This window comes from Roseibacillus persicicus (assembly GCF_014651675.1).
In the GTDB taxonomy this organism is placed as follows: Bacteria; Verrucomicrobiota; Verrucomicrobiia; order Verrucomicrobiales; family Akkermansiaceae; genus Roseibacillus; species Roseibacillus persicicus.
In genome coordinates this window covers 135,770-152,458 of sequence record NZ_BMXI01000004.1, presented here as the reverse complement: position 1 = coordinate 152,458, position 16,689 = coordinate 135,770, and the positions used below count along the sequence as shown (strand labels likewise).

Annotated in this window: 11 protein-coding genes; 8 read left to right on the top strand and 3 right to left on the bottom strand. The window is 55.6% G+C overall.

Annotated elements, in window-relative coordinates:
- Window positions 1-20: 20 nt before the first annotated feature.
- From IE099_RS06285 to IE099_RS06270, 4 genes are read left to right on the top strand one after another with little or no spacing between them, the layout of a single operon-like run.
- Complete coding sequence (locus IE099_RS06285; protein WP_189568422.1) at window positions 21-656, top strand: TetR/AcrR family transcriptional regulator; 636 nt, start codon at window positions 21-23, stop codon at window positions 654-656.
- Window positions 653-2,092, top strand: a complete 1,440-nt coding sequence (locus IE099_RS06280; protein WP_189568420.1) for an efflux transporter outer membrane subunit — start codon at window positions 653-655, stop codon at window positions 2,090-2,092. The genes IE099_RS06285 and IE099_RS06280 overlap by 4 nt, the downstream gene beginning before the upstream one ends.
- Window positions 2,093-2,113: 21 nt before the next feature.
- The gene (locus IE099_RS06275; RefSeq protein WP_189568418.1) at window positions 2,114-3,394 is read left to right on the top strand and encodes an efflux RND transporter periplasmic adaptor subunit; all 1,281 of its coding nucleotides are present in this window, start codon (window positions 2,114-2,116) and stop codon (window positions 3,392-3,394) included.
- On the top strand, window positions 3,394-6,690 hold the full coding sequence (locus tag IE099_RS06270; protein ID WP_189568416.1) for an efflux RND transporter permease subunit: 3,297 nt from the start codon (window positions 3,394-3,396) through the stop codon (window positions 6,688-6,690). The genes IE099_RS06275 and IE099_RS06270 overlap by 1 nt, the downstream gene beginning before the upstream one ends.
- Before the next feature lie 28 nt (window positions 6,691-6,718).
- Here the strand turns inward: IE099_RS06270 and yihA are convergent, their stop codons facing one another.
- Window positions 6,719-7,315: a ribosome biogenesis GTP-binding protein YihA/YsxC gene (yihA, locus tag IE099_RS06265; RefSeq protein ID WP_189568414.1), complete on the bottom strand. Its 597-nt coding sequence runs from the start codon at window positions 7,313-7,315 to the stop codon at window positions 6,719-6,721.
- Window positions 7,316-7,641: 326 nt separating this feature from the next.
- Window positions 7,642-9,927 (bottom strand): FdhF/YdeP family oxidoreductase, encoded by a 2,286-nt coding sequence (locus IE099_RS06260; RefSeq protein WP_189568411.1) that lies wholly within the window; start codon window positions 9,925-9,927, stop codon window positions 7,642-7,644.
- Between the two features lie 142 nt (window positions 9,928-10,069).
- Here IE099_RS06260 and aroA point away from each other — a divergent pair, with 142 nt between their 5' ends.
- The 3 genes from aroA to IE099_RS06245 are packed head-to-tail and all read left to right on the top strand — an operon-like array spanning window position 10,070 to window position 12,674.
- The gene (gene aroA, locus IE099_RS06255; RefSeq protein ID WP_189568408.1) at window positions 10,070-11,392 is read left to right on the top strand and encodes a 3-phosphoshikimate 1-carboxyvinyltransferase; all 1,323 of its coding nucleotides are present in this window, start codon (window positions 10,070-10,072) and stop codon (window positions 11,390-11,392) included.
- The gene (cmk, locus tag IE099_RS06250; protein WP_189568405.1) at window positions 11,389-12,039 is read left to right on the top strand and encodes a (d)CMP kinase; all 651 of its coding nucleotides are present in this window, start codon (window positions 11,389-11,391) and stop codon (window positions 12,037-12,039) included. Before aroA ends, cmk begins: the two co-directional genes overlap by 4 nt.
- Complete coding sequence (locus IE099_RS06245; RefSeq protein ID WP_229809415.1) at window positions 12,036-12,674, top strand: lysophospholipid acyltransferase family protein; 639 nt, start codon at window positions 12,036-12,038, stop codon at window positions 12,672-12,674. The genes cmk and IE099_RS06245 overlap by 4 nt, the downstream gene beginning before the upstream one ends.
- 77 nt (window positions 12,675-12,751) lie before the next feature.
- Here the strand turns inward: IE099_RS06245 and IE099_RS06240 are convergent, their stop codons facing one another.
- Window positions 12,752-15,187, bottom strand: coding sequence for a glycoside hydrolase family 31 protein (locus IE099_RS06240; RefSeq protein WP_189568401.1), 2,436 nt, complete (start codon window positions 15,185-15,187; stop codon window positions 12,752-12,754).
- Between the two features lie 148 nt (window positions 15,188-15,335).
- On the opposite strand from IE099_RS06240, the gene IE099_RS06235 reads away from it, so the two are divergent.
- Window positions 15,336-16,688 (top strand): glycosyltransferase, encoded by a 1,353-nt coding sequence (locus tag IE099_RS06235; RefSeq protein ID WP_189568398.1) that lies wholly within the window; start codon window positions 15,336-15,338, stop codon window positions 16,686-16,688.
- Window position 16,689: the final 1 nt, after the last annotated feature.

Below are 16,689 nucleotides of genomic sequence, written 5' to 3'. Positions count from 1 at the left end.
CTATTGGGTAGCTTGCGGCGGTGCAGACTGAGCGGGACGGAACGGAAACGCGGGAACGGCTCCTGGATGCAGCCGAAGCTCTCTTCGCCGGAAAGGGCTTTGAAGCGGTCTCTCTCCGCGAAATTACTACTGCCGCAGAGGCCAATGTCGCGGCGGTCAACTATCACTTTGGGAGTAAGGACAAGCTCATCACTGCGGTAATGGTCCGGCATGCGGTCCCCATCAATCAGGAGCGCATGAGGCGCCTGGAGGCCTTGCTTTCCAGGAAAAAGAAGCCCTCGGTGCGCGAGGTGGCGGAGGCCTTTCTCAGACCGATGATGGAGCGCATCTTGGAACGAGATTGCCATCAAGCTCTCTTCGCGAAGTTTATGGCCCGGATGACAGGGGAGGGCGCCAATTGTCTCCCCTCGGAGGTGGTGCCTCAGTTTCGTGAGATGTCCCAAATGGTGGTGGAAGCTTTCCAACAAGCGGTGCCCGGCATGACCACGGAACAGGCCTATTGCCGAATGAAATTTTGCTTTGCGGTTGTGGCTGATGCCTTGATGAGGGATGGGGCATTCGAGCAAATTTCCGAGGGGCGCCTGGACGCCCCCTTGAATTGGGATTTTCTGTTCGAAGAGGTGGTGAACTTTTGTGTAGGAGGATTGAAAGGATGAAAATTCGAAACTCTCTGGGCCCTTTCCTGGTCTCGACTACTATCGTTCTAGTAGCTGGCTGCGGGGTGGGAACCGTCCCCGACTCCCAGGTGAAAAAAGTGGCCGACATCACGCCTGGGAATTGGGCTGCAAGTCAGGCGGGTAAGGCCGGAGTCGATGAACGCTGGGTGAGCCGTTTCGGTGACCGTCGATTGGCGACTCTGGTGAGTGAGGCCGTCGCTGCAAATCCGAGTATGCGCTCTGCTGAGGAAAAGGTCAGGCGAGCCGTCATTTTGGCCAAGAGTGCGAATGCACCCTCCTTGCCGCAAGCCAGCGCTGGCTTGAGCGGAACCCGGAATAAGCAAGTGTTTGTCGGTCTCCCCATCCCCGGAGCGTCCGGCCCGCTCTCATCCCTTTCCTCAAGCTTGGGTGCGTCGCTGGATGTGAGCTGGGAACCCGATGTGTGGGGAAAAGTTGCGGCCAGCCAATCGGCAGAACTCGCGCGATTGGGTGCGGAGAAGAATGCTTACCAAGCAGCGCGCGCCAGCTTGGCGGGACAGGTCGTAAAAGCTTGGCTGGCCTTGGGCGAGGCTAATGAGCAAATCACTTTAGCTGAAGAGTCTCTGCAGATTCGCCGGGACACCGAGACTGCAATTGAGGACCGCTTCGCCCAGTCCTTGGATGACGAGGGAGGGACAGCGGCTCAACTCCGCCTCGCTCGCACCGATACGGCGAATACCCAAGAGGTAATCGAGCGTTGGAAGGCGGAGAGTGCAAGAGCCCGCCGTCAGCTGGAGCTCTTGGCGGGTCGATATCCGGCCGGAAAAGTCGGTGCCGGAGTCACTCTCCCAAAGCTCCCACCCAAGCCTCCGACCGGACTACCCAGTGAACTCCTCAAGCGACGCCCCGACGTGCTCGAGGCCGAGCGCCGGTTTGCAGCCGCGATTCAGGATACAAAAGTCGCCGATTTGGCCCGCTTCCCCAGCTTTTCGCTTACCAGTAGCGCGGGACGATCATCTTCGAAGTTGGGGGACTTGTTAGATAGTGATTTTGGAGTTTGGTCTCTGGGTGGCAATCTCACCGCGCCCATTCTTTCCGGGGGAAGTTTGAAAGCGGAGTTTGAGAATGCCGGAAGCCGGGAGCGGGGTGCGCTTGCGGATTTGCAGCGCAAAGTTCTCGATGCCTTCGGGGAGGTTGAGCAAGCGCTGATCGCCGACTACTTTTACGACCAGCGGATTGCAGCGGCTCGTCGAGCATTGAATGAAGCAAAGGAAGCGGATTCCGCCTCAGCGCAGGACTACGCTGAAGGGGTTGATAACATTTTAACGGTGTTGCAGGCGCGTGGCCAACGGATTCAAATCGCCAGTCAATTGGTGACCCTACGTCGGCAACGTTTGGAAAACCGAGTGAATTTGCACCTCGCGCTGGGAGGTGACTTTCAGGTTCGAAGCAAGTGATTTCCAAGTAGTGATGAGAAAATGAGTAGTTTAAAAGAGACCGAAGAAAGCTTCGAAAATTTGGAAACCGAACGGCGACAGGCCCTGCATGCGGTGATGAGCTTCGTGGCGGTTCTCGCCATTCTGGGAGGCCTGTTTCTCGTGGTCTGGTTTTTAGTCATCAGCAAGCCCAGCGCGGCAAAGAAAACGGACGAAGCTAAAATGGCTCGGACGGTTGAAGTGGCGATCGTCGAACCAGCCAAAGGCGGAGCCTCAATCTCAGCGGAAGGGGTCGTTGAAAGCCAGCGGGTGGTTACCTTGACCGCAGAAGTTACCGGCAAGCTGGTGGAGGTGAGTCCCAATCTGGTAGCCGGAGGGAGAGTTCGCGAGGGAGAGATTCTGACCGCTATCGAGTCGGCCGACTACCGGGCTGCTCTGGAACAAACCAAGGCCGCCAAGGAACGGGCCCTCTCTGCCGTTGCCGACGCGGAGCTCGCACTTCAACAGGAAGAAGCCCGGCGAGACCAAGCTCTCCGCGACTGGCAAAAATTAGGAAAAGGGAAGCCAAGCGAGCTTCTTTCCCGCGTCCCCCAGATTGCCAGTGCTGAAGCCCGGCTGGCGAGCGCCCGCGCCGATGTCGAAAGCGCCAAGGCGGAAGTCGAGAGGGCATCCCGTAATCTGGAACGCACAATCATCCGCGCTCCCTTCGATGCCGTGGTGAGACAGGAGTCTGTGGAAGTGGGTGCAGTTCTCGCGCCAGGGACGACCTTGGCCACGCTCTTTTCGGAACGGAGTCTGGAGGTCGAACTCCCACTCAAGCTTGAAGACTACGCGCTCCTCAGACGGGATGAAAATGGGCGGGTCTTTGGACGAGTGGTTCTCCAGGGAACTCTAGGAACACGAACGATTCAGTGGCCGGGGGAAATTGTCAGGACGACCGGAGAAGTTGAGCGCGGTGCGCTCACTGCGGGAGTGGTGGTGGCAATCGAAGCAACGGATGGAGAAGGGGAACTGAGGCTCCCTCCCCCGGGAATGTTTGTGCGCGCGGAGTTAACGGGACGCAGTCTCGAAGAGAATCTGGTCGTTCCCCGAGAGGCGGTTCGGGAAGGCAACCGGGTAGCGGTGGTGACTCCCAGCAATACGATTGATTATCGCGATCTTCAGGTCGTCCGATCCAACGCAACCGAGGTCTTGGTCTCAGAAGGAGTCGTGGCCGGTGAGCGGGTGATCTTAACCCGCTTGGCCGGAGCTGTTCAAGGGATGGAAGTCGAAGTGGAAGAGCCCAAACAACCGGGAGAACCCAAACCCAGAGAGGAACAATAATGGAAGCCGCCGTCCGATGGTTCACTCGCAACCATGTTGCGGGAAATTTCCTGATGCTCGCGGTTCTTCTGGCGGGTTTCACCACTTGGTTCAAGGTCAGGAAAGAGATTTTCCCCGACACTGCATTCGATGCTCTGACCGTCACCATACCCTATCCCAACGCGACTCCTGAGGAGGTGGAACGGGGGGTGGTGATTCCCGTGGAGGAGGCGGTGGCCGATGTCCTGGGAATCAAGAAAATGACGTCGAGTTCCTCGCAAAACGGCGGGGGCGTGACCATCGAGGTCGAGGTCGGGTATGAGGTCCGCGATGTCATGGACGACGTGAAGACGCGGGTCGACGCCATCGACAACTTCCCGGAAGAGGCTGAGAAACCAGTCTTGGAAGAAATTGTGATCACCTCCCCGGTGATGGCCATTACCTTGGTGGCAAACGGAGCCGACGAGACGACCTTGACCCGGATGGCCGAGGAGATGAAGGACGAGCTCCTCGCATTTGAAACCCGAAAAAAACCGACTCTGATGGAGTTCATCGGCAATGCTCTGGCCGGGGAACCGCGAATCACCAAGGTCTCCATCGCCGGCACGAGGCCTTACGAGATTTCCATTGAGTTGAGTGAAGAACGGCTCACCGAATTGGAACTGACCCTGGGCGATGTCGCCGATGCGGTGCGTCGTTATTCCGTAGACCTTCCGGCGGGCTCGATTCGCACCGACGGGGGGGAACTCATCGTCCGAACTGTCGGGAAGAAATACCGCGCGGTCGACTTTGCAGATGCTCCTGTCAAAACTTTATCCGACGGCTCAGTGGTCCGGTTGGAACAGGTGGCGAGCTTGATTGACGGCTTTGAAGACGTCGATCTGAGTGTCAAATATGACCAGCAGGAAGCGATGGTGGTGAATGTCTATCGCGTTGGCGAACAGGACACCACTCGACTGGCCAAGCTGGTGGAAGAATATGTCGACTGGAAGAACTCCCAGTCCATTGAGGGAGTGACGCTCGGCATCTGGAACGACCAGAGCGAGCTCTTGAAAGGCCGGATCGACTTGCTGGCTCGCAACGCCAGCTTCGGATTGCTGCTGGTGCTTGTCGTGCTCGCTCTCTTTCTCCGTCCGTCACTTGCTCTTCTCGTGGCTTTGGGAATTCCGGTTTCATTTGCAGGAGGGATGTGGTTGATGCCTATGACCGGGATCTCCATTAATATGATTTCGCTGTTTGCCTTCATCCTCGTGTTAGGAATCGTGGTGGACGACGCCATTGTGACGGGGGAGAACGTCTACTCGCGGATCCAGGGAGGAGAACACCCTGCCATTGCCGCTTGGAAGGGGACTCACGAGGTGGGCACGGTTGTGATTTTCGGCGTTCTCACCACAGTGGTGGCCTTCACTCCCATGCTGGGCTTGACCGGGGTCAGCGGCAAGATTTGGCCGAACATTCCACTGGTGGTGATCCCGACTTTGCTTTTTTCCCTCGTGCAATCGAAGCTGGTTCTCCCCGCACACCTCGCGCTGCTGGGACCGACCAAAACGGAGGAAGAAAGGAGTCAAACTCGTTGGAGAAACTTTGCCCCTTGGAATCCGCTTAGATGGATTTTCTTCCTCGTGGAAGGACTTTTCTGGATTCAACACCAAATCGCGTCGGGGTTGATGCTCTTCATCAAAAAGGTCTACCAACCTGCTCTCAATTTCGGTTTGCGATGGCGTTACCCCATGATCGCGCTCTTCTTTTCGCTGTTTATCGTGAGTTTGGCAGCAGTGGGCACGGGGAGGATTAAGTTTCAGTTTTTCCCCGAGGTTGAGGGTGATGTGTTGAGCGCGAAGCTGGAGCTGGCCCAAGGAGTGCCTTTTAGTGAAACAGAACGAATCGTGGAACGGTTGGAGGCCGCGGCCCACAAGCTGGGGGAGCGCTTCCAAAGCTACGATGGCGGCCCGGTTGTCCGCCACGTGTTGGCCAGCAGCGGGACCCAACCCTTCATCACCGGGTTCCAGCCAGGCGGCCCACCCAAGGCGACGCATATTGGAGAGGTGACCGTTGAGCTGGTTCCCTCGGTCGAACGTTCTGCGGGAAGTGAAGAGTTGGTTAACGCCTGGCGCGAGATTGTCGGCGATATCCCCGGGGTGGTGGAGCTTTCCTTCAAGGCCGAAACCGCTGCTGGTGGAAACGCTATTGACCTTCGTCTCACCGGCACAAACTTGAGAGAGTTGGATGAGGCGACTCTTTTCGCCAAAGAGCGTCTCGCGGATTACGTTGGAGTGATCGACATCGCCGACAGTAGTCGGGCCGGTAAGGATGAGATCCAGATTGTGAAATTGACTCGGGCGGGTGAAACGCTGGGGTTCACTTTAGGTGAAGTGGGTCGTCAGGTTCGCGATGCTTTTTACGGGAATGAGGTTCAGCGATTGCAACGGGGGCGTGACGAGGTGAAAGTCATGGTTCGCTTGCCGGAGGAGGATCGCCGCTCGGTCGAAACTATTGAAAAGTTAGAGCTGGTGAGCCCGACCGGCGAACGGGTGGACTTGGGAGAAGTGGCCGAGTATCAGTTTGGCAGTGGACCGGCTGTGATCAATCGGACGGATCGCAAGCGTTCGGTCAAAGTGACCGCAGATGTCGACTCCAACACCAATGCCAATGAGGTCGTCGGGCGGTATACCAAGGAAGCGCTCAGCCAGTTGTCGCAAAAGTATCCCAGCGTGCAGTGGAGCTTCGAGGGAGAGCAGGAGGATCAGGCTAATTCCATGCGGGAAATTGGCATTGGTTTCTTGGGTGCCCTCATCATCATGTATGTCCTCATCGCGATTCCGCTGAAGAGCTACTTCCAACCCATTATCATTCTCAGCGTGATTCCCTTCGGTCTGATTGGGGGGATTTGGGGGCATGCCTTGTTAGGAATGAACCTATCCATCATGTCTATGGTCGGCTTCGTCGCACTAGCGGGAGTGGTTGTGAATGATTCCCTGGTGATGGTGGACTTCGTCAATCGCCATCGCGACGACTTGGGTTCTGCCCGCGAAGCTGCCCTTCAAGCCGGGGGGCGAAGATTTCGCGCCATTTTGCTCACCTCTCTAACAACCTTCGCCGGCCTTCTGCCGATGTTGGCGGAGAAAGATATGCAGGCCCGCTTCTTGATTCCGATGGCCGTTTCTCTGGGCTTCGGTATCATTTTCGCCACCGCGATTACTCTGTTTCTTGTCCCTGCGGTTTATGTCGTCTTGGATGACGTCATCAGGATGGGTCGATGGATGGCGCGCAAACTGACGGGGCGCAAGCCCGAGTCCGGAGTGCAGCCTTCGGTCTAGTGCGCGAGAAGCGAACCGCGACCACGGGCTATCCCAACAGGGCCTCTCGCACTACCGCGAGAATGGCGGATTTGCCGGTGCTGACCTTCGAGGAAGTGAAGATGCTCTCGGGGAGGGGATTGTAGTGTTCCCCAAGAGTGGATTTGAAGAGATCCGTGTTTTTCTGAAGCGCTGTTTTCTTCAGGCGGTCGGTTTTGGTGAAAAGAATGGTGTGAGGCTTTCCCAAGTCGGCGAGCCAGAGAATGAAGTCGAGGTCAATCTGCTGGGGCGGAATCATCGAGTCCACGAGCACGAAGACATGATTCAACTGCTCGCGGTCGGTGATGTATTCCGTAATGAGGGACGCGAACATATCGCGCCGCTCCTTCGACTTTCGCGCATAGCCGTACCCGGGGAGATCGACCAAGTGTCCAGTCTTGGGGGGAATGTGGAAAAAGTTGATCAGTTCGGTTTTTCCCGGACGAGAGGAAGTCTTGGCCAGCTCCTTGCGATTGGTGAGCATGTTGAGGAGCGAAGACTTTCCCACGTTGGAGCGGCCGATGAAGGCGACTTCATTCAGATTAGTCTCCGGACAGCCCGCCAAATCAGCAGAAGAGGTAAGGAAAGTGGTTTGAGTGATGTTCATAGACGCGTTCTAACCCCGGTGAAGGGGATCCGCAATGCGGAGAATTTTGGGGCTGCTGGGGTCGTCGGAATCGGTGAGGGAGCAAAACCGCAGATTGACGCAGATTGACGCAGATGAACGCAGATTGACGAGGTCTTGGGAAATTGGATTTATGGAGATAATTTTTGGACGACGAAATAGAGCCACCTGTTCGCAGAGCTGTTTCAACGGAAGTTCAATTGTAGCATCTGAGCGAAATGTTATTCTGATCTTTAAGGCCACCGAACCGTCAAATCTGCGTTTATCTGCGTCAATCTGCGGTTCAGACAAACCTATTCCATTTCACCCTAAGACCGCTTGGCCAAAGAAATGATCACTGACTTCGAGGTTGGCGTTTGGCTCACCTTGGCGGTGGAATTGATAGGCACCAGCACGTTGGCCTCGGGGTAATAGGCCGCCGCGCTTCCCCTGGGGGTCTCGTATGGAATCGCGAGGAAAAGCTCGGCGGTGCGGGTTTCGCCTTCGAAATAGCTGGTGATATCCACGGGGTCTTCCGCCTCGATGCCGCGTTCTTTCATGTCCTCGGGGTTGAGGAAGATGACGCGGCGCTCATTCTTGATTCCTCGGTAGCGATCGTCCATTCCGTAAATCGTTGTATTGAATTGGTCGTGGCTTCGGAAAGTTTGTAGTAGAAGCTGATCTGGTTTGAGCTGAATCTTGGAGAGAGGGTTGATCGTGAAGTTGGCTTTGTTGGTGGCGGTCTTGAAGACGCGCTCCTTCACTCCGTTGGGAAGATAGAATCCACCGGGCTGACGAAGGCGTTGGTTGAAATCATCAAAGCCTGGAATCACACGTTCAATGGATTCCCGGATACGGTCGTAGTTCATTTCGAAATCAGTCCAAGGGGCCTTCGAGCGTTCCCCCAGGGTCGCCTTGGCCATTCGGCAAATAATGGCGGGCTCGCTGAGAAGAGAAGGGGAGGCGGGGTCAAGAGCCCCCTGAGAGCTATGGACGACCCCCATGGAATTCTCAACCGAGACCATTTGACGCCCACTGGCTTGTTCGTCTTTCTCGCTACGTCCAAGACAAGGCAGAATGAGGGCGCGCTTACCGGTAACCAGGTGACTGCGATTCAGCTTGGTGGAAACATGGGCAGTCAGTCGGCAGTTGCGCAGAGCCTTGGCCGTGTAATGGGTGTCCGGCGCGGCGGATAGGAAGTTGCCACCAAGGGCGAAAAAGACCCGTCCTTTGCCAGCGTGCATCGCTCGAATGGCCTCGACAGTGTCGTACCCGTGAGCGCGAGGGGAGGTGAATCCAAACTCCTTGTCCAAGCTGGCGAGAAAGCTCTCGGGAGACTTTTCCCAGATTCCCATAGTGCGATCGCCTTGCACGTTACTATGTCCCCGCACGGGACAGAGTCCGCTCTTCGGACGCCCCACTTTACCAGTCAGAAGGTGGAGATTGACCACCTCGCGAATGATTTCGACCGAGTTGTGATGTTGGGTCAGTCCCATTGCCCAACAGGTGATAGCCTCTTTGGCCTTGATGAATATCTCAGCGGCTTCCCGGATCTGTTCTTCCGATAGACCGGAGTGCTCAACGAGATCGGACCATTGCACTTGAGCTGACTCTTCCTTCAGGGCTTCGAAACCAGCGGTGTGTTCTTGGATGAACTTTTCGTCCACCGCTTTGGCCTCGAAGACGCATTTGATCATTCCTTTGAAAAGGGCCAAGTCACCATTCAACTGAATCGGCAAATGTAGAGACGAAAGCGGTGTGGAATGTCCCAACATCCCCGAAATCTTCTGGGGGTGGGCAAAAGCGCGGAGCCCGGTTTCGCGAAGCGGGTTGACGGAGATGATGGTGCCACCGTTCTTCACCGTTTGCTCGAGGGAAGTGAGCATACGGGGGTGGTTGGTGCCGGGGTTCTGCCCGACCACCATCACGCAATCGGTCGTTTCGATTTCCTCAAGAGTCACGGTGCCTTTCCCGATTCCGATGGTTTCGTTGAGAGCCGAACCGCTCGACTCGTGACACATGTTCGAACAGTCCGGCAGGTTGTTGGTGCCGAACTGACGAACGAAAAGCTGATAGAGGAAGGCCGCCTCATTACTGGCCCGACCCGATGTGTAGAAAATGGCGTCGTGCGGGCTGGCGCACGCATTGAGTTCCTCAGCGAGCACCTCAAAAGTCTCCTCCCAGCTGGCGGGACGATAATGTGTCGCCCCTTCGTCCAAAATGAAGGGCTCTGTAATACGCCCCGCGTCATTGAGCCAAAAGTCGCTCTTTTCTCCCAATTCCAGCAAAGAATACTGCTTGAAAAACTCCCGGTCCACCCGGCGATCCGTGATTTCGGTAGCGATGGCCTTGGCTCCGTTCTCGCAAAACTCGGTGGGGGCGCGCTTGCCGTCGGGGTCCGGCCAAGCACAGCTTGGGCAATCGAACCCTCCCTTTTGGTTGAGCTTGGCCAAGGCGTGGGTGCCTCGCACGGGGTTGGTGTGCGAATGAATTTGAGCAAGAGAGGAAATCACCGCAGCGGAACCCACGGCGTAGGCTTTGGGTTCACTACGCTTCAGTTCACCAAGTTCGCGGGGTGGTTCAGCATCAGGCAGTTTTTCGGTCGGGTTGCTCATTAGATTGAGAGAAGTTAGTCAAATTCCGCGCCATGGCCAACGAGAAGTGTGCTGCAAATTGGCAAGGGCCGTTAAAAGAGCGATGACAACAGGGGTTGGGGTTGATTTTTTTCGAAAGGTGGGGGCATGGTCTCCCACGAATATGTTGACGGTGCGGCCATTGGAAAAATTAGGGACAGCGATAGAGGTTCCGGGAGACAAGAGTTGTTCGCATCGCGCGGCTATTCTGGCAGGTCTCGCGGATGGAGTGAGTGAAGTGAAAGGCTTTCTGCCTAGTGAGGACTGTCTCTGCACGCTCAAGGCGATGATGCAGTTGGGAGTTCAGGTCGAGGAGGTGAATTCCACCTGTTGGGGGCCAATTGACCTCCGCATCACGGGAACCAACATGAAGCTCACCGCTCCCACTGGCGATCTCGATTGCGGCAACTCAGGCACTGGGATGCGCCTGCTCGCGGGAGTGCTTGCAGCCCAAGGTTTCGAATCCCGTCTCATCGGTGACGACTCTTTGCAATCCCGTCCCATGGGGCGCGTCACAGTTCCTTTGGAGTCCATGGGGGCGAAGTTCGAGAGCGAGGGAGAGAAACCCGGTTGCGCTCCACTGCGGATCAGCGGAGGAAGCCTGAAAAGCATTCGCTACGAAATGCCGGTGGCCAGCGCCCAGGTGAAAAGCTCAATCTTGTTGGCTGGTCTTTTTGCCGAGGGAGAAACGACTGTGGTTCAGCCCGCAGTAACGCGCGATCACACCGAGCGAATGTTCGCGGACTTCGGAATCGAGTGCAAGGTGGACGGCAATAGCATCTCGGTCAAAGGAGGGCAGAATCCCCAAGCCGCGGACTTGCAGGTGCCCGGGGATTTCTCTAGCGCTGCTTTCTGGCTTGTCGCTGCTGCGGCGCATCCGGGTAGCGAGCTTCGCATCAACACGGTGGGTCTAAACCCGACCCGCACCGCGCTCATGACGGTTCTGGAGCGGATGGGAGCACAGTTTGAGATTGAAGAACTGGGTTCCAACGGAGGTGAGCCAATTGGCAACATTTTGGTCAAAGGCAAGGGCTTGAAAGGCACGGAAATTTTAGAGGAAGAAGTTCCCAACCTCATCGATGAGGTTCCCATCCTCGCCATCGCAGCGGCCCTTGCGGAAGGCACGACTACCATTCGCAATGCCGAAGAGCTGAGGGTCAAAGAGACGGACCGTATCATGGCGGTGGTCGACAACCTGAAGCGCATCGGAGTGTCCGTTGAAGAATTCCAAGACGGCATGGTCATCGAGGGAGGGAATCCCTTGAAGGGGGCCGAGATTGAAAGCTACGGTGACCATCGGATTGCGATGGCCTTTGCAATAGCGGGACTCTTTCTCTCCGAAGGAGAGATCGATATCCAAAATTCCAAGTGCATTGCGACCTCCTATCCTGGATTTCGTGACGCGCTCAATACCATGCGGACAGGAGGCGAAGTTAAGATTTTATGAGCGAGTTTCGAGCAATCGCGATCGACGGTCCTGCAGCCTCCGGCAAAAGTACTGTTGCCCGCCGTCTGGCCGAGGACTGGGGAATGACCATGGTCAACTCCGGAGCGATGTATCGCGCAGTCACTTGGGAGGTGCTTAGACGTGGAATCAACCCCTCTGCCACTGGGGAAGTCATCGCCCTTCTATCCGAAGTGGATTGGGGCTGTCTGGTTCGTAACGGTCAGACCGTGATGCAGGTCGGGGACGTCGAACCCACCATGAAACAATTGAAAGCGGACGAAGTGAACGGTGCGGTCTCTCTGATTGCCGCCATTCCTGAGGTCCGCGAGCTGTTGGTTCAGAAGCAGCGTGAATTTTTGACGAAGGGGGATTTGGTCATGGAGGGCAGGGATATTGGAACCGTGGTTTTCCCCGACACTCCTTATAAAGTGTTTGTCACCGCCAGTGAGGAAGTTCGCCGGCAGCGACGCGCGGCCGAAGGCGCGGAAGATGCGGTGGAGGAGCGGGATAAACTGGACTCCCAGCGCAAGGCCTCACCCCTGCGAGTTGCCGAGGGAGCCGTGGTTGTCGATAGCTCGGAGCTGGCCATTGACGAGGTCGTCGCACAAGTCAAAGATGAGTTAATTCAACTAGGTTGGAAGGAATGAAGCTGATTCAAAACATGAACTGGATTTACTGGGCCGGCTGGAGCTGGTTCCGGGGCGTGGCCAAGGCCTCGTTTAACTATGAAGTCGTCGGCAAGGAGCGCCTGATTGAAGAAGGCGGAGCCCTTGTCGTCTGCAATCACGTGAGCTTCCTCGATCCTCCTCTGGTGGGTATTGCTCACGACAATGGAGTTTACTTCCTGGCCCGTAAGACTCTCTTCAAGGGCTTCTGCGCGTGGCTCTACCCCCGGTGGAACTCCATCCCGATCGACCAGGAGAATCCGGACATGAGCAGCCTCAAGAAGACGATTAAGATTCTGAAATCCGGTGAGCGGGTTGTCATGTTTCCTGAGGGCGAGCGCTCGTGGGATGGCCAGATGTTAGAGGCCAAGGCGGGAGTGGGGCTCATCGTCTCGAAAGCCAAAGTTCCAGTTCTCCCCGTGCGCTTGTTCGGTGCCCATGAAGCCCTTCCGCGTGGAGCTGCTTTTTGGAAAATTCAGCAGGTGACTCTGGTTGTCGGAGAGCCTATCGAATTTACGGAAGAGGAGCTCAAGGCGAAGGGTCGCGATGCCTACCAAGCCATCGCCGACAAGGTCATGAGCGAGATTGCGGCCATTGAGTTGCCTGAAGTGCGCTAAGGATTGAGCCGCAAACCCTTTCCCGCGTTCTCACTGCCGCGAAAGGGTTGGCACACTCGCTTGCCGTCGGATTCCGCCTACAACGCGATCTCGATTTTCCGGTAGTCAGCAGGAGCTTCCACGATTTGCTCCGCAGCAACAGGGACCCCATCAACGGTTACACTCTTTGGCTTGCCATTGGTTCCGTGAAGGTGGATCCGGGTCGGGGGAAGGGGATGGGTTCCCTCGCGGGTCACCTGAACCTCAACTTGGTCTGCGGCAGTCCTTCGAACGGTATAGGTCGCTAGCGCGAAGTCTCCTTTTTGATAATCGTAGTGGTCGCCCGCGTCGGCGTAAATCTGCGACTGAACCGCTCCACACTCTTCGGTTGGGAGGTAGAGATGGTGCTCTTGGGGACCATCCACTTTTTCCCACGAATATTGCCTCACCGGGTCGAGAGGAAGGAGGGCGCCCGCTCTCACGAAGAAAGGAATCTGATCGAGCTTGGCCTGACAAAAGATTTCCTCTCCACCCGCAACGAGTTCATCGTTCCAGTAATTGTAGTAGTGGCCTTTGGTGAGATACATCCAGCGACCTTCGCTTCCTGCTTCCGTAATCGGACAAACGACGAGATTGTCTCCGAGGGTGAACTCGTCAGCCCGGTGAAAGGTTTCCGTATCCTCATGGTCCAAGTAAATGAGGGGCCGGAGAATTGGATCTCCGGTCTGAATGTGCTGATAGAAAGAAGTGTAGATATAGGGAAGCAATCGGTAGCGCAGTTCAATAAACTTGCGCATGATACTTGTGTAAGGCTCGCCAAAGGACCAGGGCTCCTGACTGCCATGTTCTCCCGACGAGTGGACTCGGCAGAATGGGTGAAAAATCCCAAGTTGAACCCAGCGGGTAAAGAGTTCGCCATTGGTCTTGTCGAGAAAGCCCCCAATGTCGGAGCCGACAAAGCTATAGCCGGAGAGATTGAGGCGCTGGCACTGGATATTCGCCATCCGCAAGTGTTCCCAAGTCGAGATGTTGTCGCCTGTCCAAGCGGAGGCGTATCGCCAGGCACCGGCGTAAGCTGAGCGAGTGATGGCGAAAGGACGCTTGCCGTCATTGAACTTCGCAATGCCCTCCCGGGTGGCGCGAATCATCTGTGTGCCATAGATATTGTGGGCCCTGCGGTGGGAGCAGGGGTGACCATCATAATCATGCCGGATGTGGCGGGGGAACGTCTTATCCTCATTGAAGTCAGCTGGCTCATTCATGTCGTTCCAGATTCCAGCAATCCCATCCTCGGCGATGAGGCCTTCAAACAAACCGGACCACCAGATTCTCACTGAAGGCTTGGTGAAATCAGGAAAGTGACAGTCACCAGGCCACACCTTGCCCGTGTAGATATCGCCATCCATCTGGCGGCAAAAGTGATCTCCTGCGACGCCTTCGTCATAGACGAAGTAGCCAGGGTCCACCTTGATGCCCGGGTCGATAATAGCCACAGTCTTGAACCCCTTTGCTTCCAGTTTTCGAATCATCTCACCCGGCTTCGGAAAGGACTCGAGGTTCCAAGTGAAACAGCGGTAGCCATCCATATAGTCGATATCGACATAGAGCGCATCGCAGGGAATTCGATTGTCGAGAAAGCCTTGCGCCAAGTCGGTGAACTCCTTCTCGGTTTTATAAGACCACTTGCACTGATGGAAGCCGAGGGACCAGAGAGGGGGAAGCTCCGGCACCCCTGTTAGTTGCGCGAATCGCCTGACCACGTCTCTAACAGTTGGCCCGTGAATGTAGTAAAAATCCATCAAACCTCCCTGCGCCCAAAAGGAAGAGGTCTCTTTTCTTTCTTTGCCGAAATCAAAGAAAGAGCGGTGGGTGTTATCGAAGAAAATTCCGTAGGCTTGCCCATGGTGAATGCCAATGAAGAAGGGGATGTTCTTATACAACGGGTCCGTCTCCGAACCATAAGCATAGGTGTCGGAGCCCCAGAGCTCAAAGCGACGACCCCGAATCTCGGGATGGCAGGATTTGTCACCCAACCCGTAGAAGTGCTCCCGCGGTTGGATGCGTCGCGAATATTGCACGATGTTCCCGCCAAATGCACGATTGCCTTCCCAGTGAAAACCCTTCTCGTCCTCGCTCATGACATTTCCTTCGGAGTCGGAAATAGTTAAGAGCAACCCTTGGAGGGAAATTTTTACCTGCAGAGAGTTGGTTGAAAAGTGGACGAACTCTTCGTCCTCTGTCATCTCGGGCGCACCCCGATCCGGAAAGTTTTCCGGCATGGCGGCATAGGAAAAACCATCTCCCAGGTGGCCGTCGGGAGCGAATTTGAAGTGCAGGATTTCGTCACTCAGAGCGCACACCGCCAGCTTCACCTTGTTGTCGCAAAGAAGGACCTTGCAGCCTTCGCCAGCTGCAATTTCCTTCACCCGTCCGGGGAAGAGGTCGAGCACTTCCTCCTTCTTTTTGGAGTCCATATAGTTCTCCTTTTCGAAGGTGTCGTTTTCTAGTGATTTATCCTCGTTACTGTCGCTCATTGGGGTTAATTGTTATGGCATTAGCATGTGATAGGCCAGTGTCCAGCTACGTGAACTTAATTTGCTTCGAAAAAAAGAGTTGCAAATATTTTGATGCAGGTGGAAGCGGCTGGCGCGGAAACTGCGAAGCATTAAGCGCAAGGGAACTATGAAAGTACTGATGTTGGGGTGGGAATTCCCCCCGTTGATTAACGGAGGCCTTGGCATTGCTTGTCTGGGGCTTGGTCGGGCGATGGCACAGCAGGTTGAACTCAGCTTTATCCTTCCCAAAGTTGACCCGGCTTTCCTAGTGGATCAGCTGGAATTGATCGGACTCAATCATCTCGAAGATAGAACGATTGATAGAGAAAAGGTCGAACAAAGTTTGGCAGATGTGGCAAACGTCAAATGGGTTGAGGGGGAGGTCGCTTCCCGAATGCTTCCTTACCAACTTGAGGAAGTGGAAAGGGCCCAGGGTCACAGCGAAACGACCTTCACCACGGTCGAAGAATCGAAGAAATCCCTCGCTGGCGAGAAGGTCATCGACCGGCTTCGGGCGGTGGGACTCGACGAACGCTTGGCAATGTTTCGTGACGATACTCTTTACGGGGATGACGTGGGTGAGCGGGTCTGGGCCTATGCCCAAGTGGCGGCCTCACTTGCGGAGGATATGGACTTCGACATCGTGCACGCACACGACTGGATGACCTTTGTCGCAGGGATGGAAATCAAGAAGCGGACCGGAAAACCTCTGGTTCTCCATGTCCATTCACTCAACTACGATCGGGGTGGTCCAGATGCCCGAGGTTGGATCTACGATATTGAAAAGAGTGCGATGGAAGCAGCTGATCTGGTGATTCCTGTGAGTCGGTATACAGGGACGATTTGTACGGGGCACTACGGAATCGATGCCAGTAAGGTGCACTTTGTCCACAATGGGGCCGACCCTGTGAAGACCTACCGCAGCAAGAGCCCTTTCAAACATGGTCTCGTTCTCTTTCTTGGGCGTCTCACCGGGCAGAAGGGACCTCGCTTCTTCCTGGAGATAGCAGCCAAGGTTCTAGAGAAAAATCCGGGCGTCTATTTCGTAATGGCTGGCACCGGAGAAAAGATGCGCGAACTGATTGAATACGGCGCTTTCAAGGATGTCGGCGACCGCCTTCACTTCACGGGTTTCCTAAACAAGGAAAAGGTGAACAAGCTTCTTTCGATGACCGATGTCTACTGCATGCCTTCCGTAAGCGAACCCTTCGGTCTTTCGGCAATTGAGGCCGCTCAATACGGGATCCCCGCCGTTATTTCCAAGCAGTCCGGGGTGGCCGAGGTGATGACTCACGCCCGGCACGCTGATTTCTGGGATGTCAACATGATGGCGGAGCACATCAACGAGCTTCTAACGGATCCCAAGGCCAGAGAGGAAGCCATCCAGTATTCTCTGGAAGATCAGAAGAACTGCACCTGGGAAGCAGCTACCGAACGAATCATCGAACTCTATCGCGACCAACTTGGAATCCATAATTAAG